At 69.8% G+C, this 8441-nt stretch carries 3 protein-coding genes; all 3 read right to left on the bottom strand.

Translation table 11 applies throughout. From position 1 onward, the window contains the following. Positions 1-329: 329 nt before the first annotated feature. A complete protein-coding gene (locus tag ON29_RS29545) occupies positions 330-4028 on the bottom strand; it encodes a murein biosynthesis integral membrane protein MurJ (RefSeq protein ID WP_083864146.1) in 3699 nt (1232 codons plus the stop codon). A 988-nt stretch (positions 4029-5016) separates the two neighbouring features. Next, positions 5017-7596: a DUF6049 family protein gene (locus ON29_RS29540; RefSeq protein ID WP_040871304.1), complete on the bottom strand. Its 2580-nt coding sequence runs from the start codon at positions 7594-7596 to the stop codon at positions 5017-5019. After that, a complete protein-coding gene (locus ON29_RS29535) occupies positions 7593-8138 on the bottom strand; it encodes an NUDIX hydrolase (RefSeq protein ID WP_040871303.1) in 546 nt (181 codons plus the stop codon). Before ON29_RS29535 ends, ON29_RS29540 begins: the two co-directional genes overlap by 4 nt. Positions 8139-8441 lie beyond the last annotated feature (303 nt).

Below are 8441 nucleotides of genomic sequence, written 5' to 3'. Positions count from 1 at the left end.
TCACCGAGTACGAGGGAACGCTCGTGACACATCACCGGCCGCGACGCCCCCCTGCCCAGCTCCTCGTTCACTTCGGACGACAATGCCAACCCCTTGGACGGCCCTCACGGCGGCAACGGGCATGGTTGACCATCACCGAGATCTCGCAGCATCCAGGACCGAAACGCCAGTACCTGGGACTCCCCTGCCGAGAGCGCTCCAAGATCATATCGTCCGTAACGTTTTGGCAGCAACCAAATGAGCGGCCGGGGTACGGCGGAAAACGCGACGATCAACGTCGCGCAACGAGTGGCCCGCACGAAGGAATGTGCGGCAGAAGCGGAGCCGGGCTAGGGCGCGGCGTCGAAACGGATGTCGGCGATAGCCGTCTGGAACTGTCCTCCGGAATTCCCCAGTCCGGTGATCCAGACGAGAACGTAGCGGGCGGCTTGGTCGGCGCGCACCGGGATGTCGGTGACGCCGTTGTCCAGCCGGGCGGAACCGATCAGCTGGGTCTGATCCAGCGTCGGCGAGCCGGTGGGTGAGGTGCGGATCTCCACCGACGTGCCCGCGCTGGGCGAGTTGATCGAGACATTCGTGAGCTTGGCGGGGGCGGGCAGCGTGGCCAGCAGCCCGACCCCCTTCTTGAGCGCCGGGAACTGCTGGAAGTACTGATCGGTGCGCCACTGGGTGCCCGGATCGTTGTCCAGCACCGCCTGGACGTTGGCCACGCCGTCGGCGGTGCCCTCCGGGGAGAACACCGACACCCCGGTCACCGGAACCGGCACACCGGTCGACGTGAGGTTCGGGCCCGCGGCCGCCGGCGTCGGAACCGGCTGATTGTTCGTGGTCAGGCCGATATTGCGCTGTTCGTTCAGCGGAGCATCCGAAGCGGTCGGCGCGAAGAAGCTGACCATCCACCAGATGACGACGCCGACCACCAGCGCGGCGAGTATGCCGAGGCCGACCATGATCCACATCATCCGCTGCGAGCGCTCGCGTTCGGCCGCGAGCAGTTCGGGATCGGCGAGCGAGTCGTCCATGTTCGCGGGCGCGCGCTGGCCGAGCCGGAGCACCGGAATGAAATCGGTCTTCTGATCGACCACCGACGCCTGTTCCAGCACATGCTGGACCGTCGCCGCCGTCCGCACGCCCTTGTTCGACTCCAGCGAGCGCACGGCGACCGCGGAGATCTCGAACGGCACCTCGGGACGGATCTGGCGCGGCTCCACCGGAGTGCCGTCCGGGCCGAAGTCGGCGAACCGGAGCCCGCCGACGGTCGCCGCGGATCCGCTGACGCCGCCCGAGCGGATCGGCCACCGGGCGGTGATCAGCGCGTACAGCATCGCGCCGAGACCGCGCACGTCGGACTGCGCGTCGGAGTCGGAGAGGGTGCCGGGGAAGGCGAGCACCGCATCACCCGAGGCGCTGATGCGCACCCGGTCGGGATGATCGATGGACAGCGAGCCACCGCCGCGGTGAGCCAGCTCGGCCGCCGAGGCGAGGGCGCGGATGGCCCGCGCCGCGCCGATCGGCGAGGGCACCGTCTCGGCCATCTCGCGCAACGAGCGACCCGGCGTCCACTCCGCCACCACGATGCCGCCGGAGCTGCCGCGCACGACGTCCAGAACGCGGGCGAGGCCCGGCGAGTTGATCCGGCCGAGGCGCAGCGTCCGGGACAGGATCGCCTGAGGACCGTCCTGCCCGGAGTTCTCCGTCGCCTTCTGGTCGGCGTCGACGAAGGTCAGCGCGACCTCGCGATCGAGTTTGATATCCAGCGCCTGCCAGAACTTCAAGCCGCGGGCGCCGCCGTGGCCCGCCAGCAGACGGTAACGCCCGCCTGCCACCGAAGCGCCCGGAATGAGCTTGGGGCCGCGCGGAATCCGCCGTGCACCCAAGTTCTCGCCACCCATCGGCGGCATCTCCGGCGAGCCGACCGGGATCATCCCGGTGTCGTACATCGGATCCCTTGGCGGCAGCTGATTCTCCTGCGGTCTCGCCGCGTCCTGTTCCGGCGGAGCCGTACCCGGCTCCTTGTTCGCGTACGCGGGATCCAACGGCTCCCCCGCGGTCGGCGGTACATCGGTGGACAGTCCGCCGGGCGTGGTCGCAGAAGAATCGGCGGCCGGGACGCCGCCCACCGCGTCGTCGCTCACCCTCGGTCCTCCTTCGCCCTGATATGTCGAGGTTCCGGCGATTTCGCCACTTGTGCTTCTCTGCCGAACAGGGTACGGGAACTCACCCATGCCGGTGCGGTCAACGGCATCGGCTCTGATTACCGGCAGCACCATGGTCTGGGCGTCCATGTACGGATCGAACCGCGGGTACGCCAAGTACGGGTCGGGCCTGCGGAGCACCTGCGTGACATAAGGATCTTCGACCGGGCTCTCCAGGTCGAGATCCGGTGCGGGCGGGGTCCAGCCGAGCCGCCGGGAGATGGCCACGGTGATCGCCACGATCTCGGGGATTCCGGCGAGTCGCATCAGGCCGAAGGCCACCGCGAACATGACGACCGCCGTGATCGCCACCCGGATAAGCGAGCCCGGGCCGTGGAAGGACGCGGTCAGTCGATCCAGGCCGAGTACCCGATCCACGATCCACATCACCGCGCCGCCCGCGAGTGACGCAAGCACGACACGGGTCACTGTGCGGCCGACATTGGCCATCCGGAGATCACCGAGGCTGCGGTGCAGCAGCCAACCACCCACCACGGCACCGACCGTGAACCCGAGGCCGTTCGCGACGCCGAGCGCGATCACCACGTGCTCGGCATCGGTGATCACCGGGGCCAGCGCGGAGAAGACGATCTTGGCGGCGGTGATGCCGAGGATGATCCAGGTCGGAATCCACGCCTGCTCCCTGGCGTAGAACACCCGCAGGTGGATCAGCACCAGCGAGTACGGGATCAGCGCGAACGCCGACCAGCTGACCGCGAGGCCGAGACGTTCGGCGTCGGAGCCGAAGTTGCCGTAACCGTAGAGCGCTTGCCCGACCTGGGGACCGGCCAGCGTGAGGAAGGTGACCACGGGGACCAGCGCGATCATGGTCAACCGGGTGGCGGCGGAGAGATCGTCGACCACCGCGGGCGTGTCGTCGGCGGCGGCGTTGCGGCTCAGCCGCGGCATGATCGCGGTGAGCACCGTGACACCGAGGACGCCGTACGGTAATTGCAGCAGCAGCCACGCGTTGTTGTAGATGGCCGGACCCGCCGCGTCGGCGTGCGACGAGATCCGCGTGGCGAACACGAAGCCCGCCTGGCTGATCAGCACGTACAGGATGATCGCCGCGCCCATGCCGCCGAACTGCTTGAGGCGAGCGTCGACCCCCCAGAGCGGGCGCAGGTCGATGCCCGCCCTGCGGATGGCCGGAAGGAGGCTGACCGCCTGGACCACCACGCCGACCGTGACGCCGACGCCGAGCACCAGAAGCTTCGGATCGCTCATGCGGACCGGATCCAGCGTGATCTCGCCGGGCATCAGGACGTACAAGCCGAGCACGGTGAGCACGACCACGTTGTTCAGCACCGGCGCCCATGCGCCGGGCTTGAACATCTGCCGGGTGTTCAGGATCGCGGTGAGCAGCGCCGACATGCCGTAGAACAGGATCGCGGGCAACAGCAGGAACGCCAGCGCGGTGGTGAGCGCGGTGTTGACCTTGCCGTCGTCGGACAGGAAGACATGGGTGGTCAGCACCGGCGCCGCGGCCGTCGCCAACAGCGCGGCCGTGGCCAGGACTACGAAAGCCGCGGTAACCAGGCGCCGGACGAACGCTTCACCACGATCCGGATCCTCCTGCTCCGCGCGCACCAGCGTGGGCACCACGATCGCGGTGAGCACGGCGCCGAGCACCAGTTCCGCGATCATGTTCGGAATCTGGCTGGCGACGGTGAACGCGCTGGCGATGGCCGGGCCGAGCACCGTCAGCAGCAGCAATTGCTTGCCGAATCCGGTGATCCTGCTGATCAGCGTCGCGAACGCGATCGATCCGGAGTCGCTGAGCAGCCGGGAGTTCGCGCTCTGCTTCGATTCGTCCGCCTTCGGCGGCTCCATCGTGTCGGTGGCCGCGGGCCACTCCCTGGTCCGCGGGCGATCCGGTTCGGCGGGCTCGTGCCGGACCGGGCCGGCCGGGCGTTGCCGCGGCGGTGGCGGTGGCGGGAATTGCTGTGGCTGCGGCGGGGCATAGCGCGGCGGCGGCACGCGGTCGGACTCCGGCGTGGCGACCGGGATCGGCCCGGAGCGGGGCGGACGCGGCGCGGCGGGGATCGGACCCGACTGCGGGGGCCGGGGCACCGCGGGGATGGCGCCGGACCGAGGCGGACGCGGCACGGTCGGAATCGCGCCGGATTGCGGCGGGCGTGGTGGCGCCTGCCGAGGAGCTCCGCCGGGAGGGCCGGAAGGGGCAGGGCCCGGGCGAGCCGGACCGGGCGGAACAGGTCGCTGACCGGGCGGAACCGGTCGCGGTTGACCGGGCCCGGCCGGTGGCGGCGGAGCAGGATACTGCCGTGGGTTCGGGTTGGGCACCGGCCCGGGGCGCGGCGGTGGCGGCACGGGCGGCCTCGGCTGCGCGCCTGGCGGTGGCGGCGGAGGCATGCGCTGACCCGGCCGCGGCTGCGGTGCGGCCGGAGGACGACTGATCCGCGGCACCAGCGGTGCCTGTTCGTCGTTGTACGGGCCGCCGTTCACGTCCGGATGGTCGGCTTCGGCCGGAGCCGGGCCGCGTTCCCACGGCGCGACCGGGGCTCGGCGCACCGGCGGCCCGTCGAACCGGTCGCTTGGTCGAGGGCGATGAGCCGATATGTCATCGTCGCTCATCATGCCTCCTGTACCAGCCGGGATATCCGCACCCCCATCGGTGCGGTGAGCCGCGGCTCGCCGCAAAGTTTCGCCGTGGTCGGCGAACATTCTGTCAGTGGCCCCCGTCCGGACCGGACCGGCCGGGGAACACCGTGATTGTCCTCCACCGTGCCACACGACACCGCACCGCACCACATCAATGCAGGTAGCAGCAGTTTTCGTGACCGGATCGAAGCGGGATCGCTCACCGCGTCTCCTGCAACTGCTCCTGCTCTTGTTCCTGCGCCCGCAGCACGCGCAGCCGCGCACGCCGATAGCGATTGACCCGGCGCCTGGTGCCCGGATCGAAACCCTCGTCGGCCGGATCCGGCTGTCCGCGGAACCGGCGCCACAAGCGGCGACCGGCCAGCAGGAGCAGCAGGAGTGCGGCGCATCCGGTAATTATCGCCAACGCCTTGCCGTAGGCGTTCGAACGCACCGAGACCTGGGTGGGGTTGCCGAGCGCGACGCCCTCCGGCGTGGTGAGCGAGATCGGAATGACCAGGTTGCGGCTGTCGCTCACCTCGGTCGGGACCTGGAAGGAGCGCGACCCGTTCGCCGGGAGTTGCTGTTCGCCGGGATCGGTGATCTTCGTCTCGGCCGGCGCCTCGATCCGGAATCTCACCCGGATGGCGACCGGCAGATCGTTGCGCGCGACCAGCAGCAGTGGGCTCTGCTCGGACGCGAGCGTGTACACCCCGCCCGGCGGAAGCACGGTGACCGAGCGATAGAGCTTGTCCATCGTCCGTGTGTTCTGGTCCAGCCGCCGCTGGGCGAACGTATCCGCCGGCGCGGCATCGCCGGCACGCCGATCGGAGAGGCTGAGTACCCGCAGCAGATCGTCGCGCAGCGGCGTCAGGAAGTCGTGCGGCGTCGGTTCGGCCTCCGGCACGTCCACCAGCGCGCGCGTCATCTCGGTGATTCGACGGCTCTGCTCGCGCGCGGGCGGCAGGAACCGGTCCGGCACCGCGTCCTGCGCGGCCTGCGACAGATAGTCCAGCGCGTAGGGCTGCGGGTCCGGCGGCAACGTCACCAGATCGTGGAACGGACGCGCGGTGGCGAGATTGCCGCGCAGCAGCTGGTCGACCTGACGCAGCAGCGCGGTCGCCTCATCCCGGTTCGCACCCCACTGCTGTGGCGGGACCAGCAACAGCGAACGCGAACGGTTCGCCTCCGGGTGCAGCGCGCTCCACGAGATCGCCCCGAGAGCGTCCTGCAGGCGGGCCGCGCGCGAGTCGTTGGTGACGTCGTAGCGGACCCGGGACGGAGTGAAGGGCGGGGTGGGCGGATTGGAGCCCACCGCGGCGAGCGCCGTCGCGGACCAGATGTCGAAAGTCACCGCGTGCAGTGCCGGGTCGGCGGCGGGAGCGGGTGAACCCCCGGCCGGCGGCGCCGGACTGCCCGTGACCTGCGGTGCTGGTACCGGTGCGGTGGGCTGGATCGCGGTGATCTCGGGCAATCGCACCACTTCGGGGCTGCCCGGGTCCGCGGTGGCTCCTGCCTCGCCGGCACCGGTCGTGGTCTGGTGGCTCTCACTGCTCGACTGCGCCCAGTCCACGCTGTCCTGCGGAACCGCCGCCGTCGAGGCGAGCACTGCGGTGCTGAAACCGTGGCTGCGCAACAGCCGGCCCGCGCCGTCATCGATGCTGCCGGAATCCGGCAGGCCGACCCCGCGCACCGACCGGGTGGAAAGGATCGAGTCGATGATCTCGGCCGGTTCGCTGATCGCGCGCGCGGACAGCGCCGGATCGTTGACCGCGGCCAGGGCGGTGAGATCGACCTGCGCGAACGGCAGCGCCACGGTGCACATCGACCCGGCCAGCGCGCGCAGCCGATCCAGCCAGGTCTGGGCCTGTTCGGCGCCCGCGCCCGCCCTGGTCGCGCCGTCCGGATCGGATGGGCTGGCCAGCACGCGATAACCCCTGGTCATCGCGCGCACCGTGAGCAGCAGGTCGGGGTCGACGCCAAGGCACACGGCCGAAGCCAGATCGGCGTTGCGGCCCGCGCCCGGGCTCAACGTCCCCTCCAGCGCGGCCAGCAATTGATCGAGACGCCCGCCCTTGCCGAGCGAAGCGGCCAATTCGTCGTCGGTCAGCTCCACCTTGCCGTCCACGCTGCCCGGATGGCCCCCGACCTGCCTGGGCCGGTCGGCCAGCGGCCACAGCAGCGTCGTCGCCACCGGGGCGTGGGTGGGCGCGGTCACCGACGGGGCCTCTTCACCCGCGACTGGCGGCACACCGAGCACCGGGAGCAGGAACCTGGCGTCGTCGAGCCTGGCCTGCGTGCCGTAAGCGGGTTCGCCGTTCACGTTCAACAACAGCGGGTAGACGCCCGGTTCCGTGATGCCCAGCGACGTGGCGCCGCTCTCGGAGCGCAACGGGATGCTCAGCGTGAACTGCTTGCGCTGCCCCGGATTCAACCGCTGCGCGACATCCTCGAAGTCGCCGTTCACGTCGTAGTTGACCTCGTCGAGGCGCAGCGTGGTGCGCAACCCGGCGGGCGCGGTGATCGCCGCCGCCCGCTGGACGCGAATGCTGACGTCGTCCACCACACGGTCGCCGATATTCGTGACCGTGCCCGAGACCGTCAGCACCGAATCGCTGCCGGTGGTCACCGTGGTCGGCGTCACCGAGTCGAGAGACAGCTTCAGGAATTTGGGATTCGTCGAGGTGCCGGACCCGGCAGGTTGCGCTGCGGCCGAGGCGGAATCGAGCAGTGGCAGCGTCGTCACCGGGCCGATGATGGTCAGGACCGCCACGAAGATCCGGAACAGTCCACGCGTCATCGCTTGCCGGTCTCCATCCGGTCGATCAGCTTGTTCGCCATCTCCGCCAGCCGCCGCTCGTCGGCGTAGGCCAGCCGAGAATCCAATTCACTCAACGGGACCCAGGCGACCTGGGTCACTTCCACGTCGGCGTCGGACAGTTCACCACCGACCGAACGCAGCAGATAATGATGCACCGTTTTGTGTACCCGCCGACCATCGGTCACGAACCAGTAATCGATGCTGCCGAGTTCGGCGACCACGACACCGTTGATGCCGGTCTCCTCGGCGACCTCGCGGATCGCGGTCTGCTCGGCGGTCTCACCTTCTTCGATATGTCCCTTCGGCAGCGACCACAGTAACCGCCCGCGGCGATCGGTGCGTCCGATGAGCGCCGCACTGCGCGACTCCCGAGGACCGTCCAAGCCGTCGACGACGAGTCCGCCCGCCGAGGTCTCCCGCACCGTACGCATCCGCGGCTTGGCGGCATTGGCGGCATTGGTGGCCGAACCGCGGCGCCGAGGCTGGCGGCGTCGACTGTTCGCACGATCGGCCGGAGACACCTGGCAATCCTACTGTGTTGAATTTGCCGCGACTGCGTCGCGCCGTGAACGGCGCATGCTCGGTCTCGCTTCGCTCGAAACCGGGAGTTGAGGTGGGCTGGGTGCGTCGGTATCGGCGTTCGGTACGTGGGGCGCGCCCGCTCGGGTCGGGGTTTGTGTTGCTTCGGTCGGGGTCAGCGGGTGAGGTTCGGTCTTGCTTGGCTCGGAACCGGGAGTTGAGGTGCGCTGGGTGTGTCGGTATCGGCGTTCGGGACGGGGGTGCGCCCGTTCAGTGCGGATCGTCGAGGGCGACCGGTACGGGTG

It is taken from the genome of Nocardia exalbida NBRC 100660, assembly GCF_000308575.1.
Lineage (GTDB): Bacteria > Actinomycetota > Actinomycetes > Mycobacteriales > Mycobacteriaceae > Nocardia > Nocardia exalbida.
The sequence above is the reverse complement of the archived record's forward strand: the minus strand, read 5'-3'. Positions and strand labels throughout refer to the sequence as shown.

Excerpts from the sequence above, each read along its gene's own strand:
- ON29_RS29545 (WP_083864146.1), bottom strand. The coding sequence starts at position 4,028 with ATGGAGCCGCCGAAGGCGGACGAATCGAAGCAGAGCGCGAACTCCCGG.
- ON29_RS29540 (WP_040871304.1), bottom strand. The coding sequence starts at position 7,596 with ATGACGCGTGGACTGTTCCGGATCTTCGTGGCGGTCCTGACCATCATC.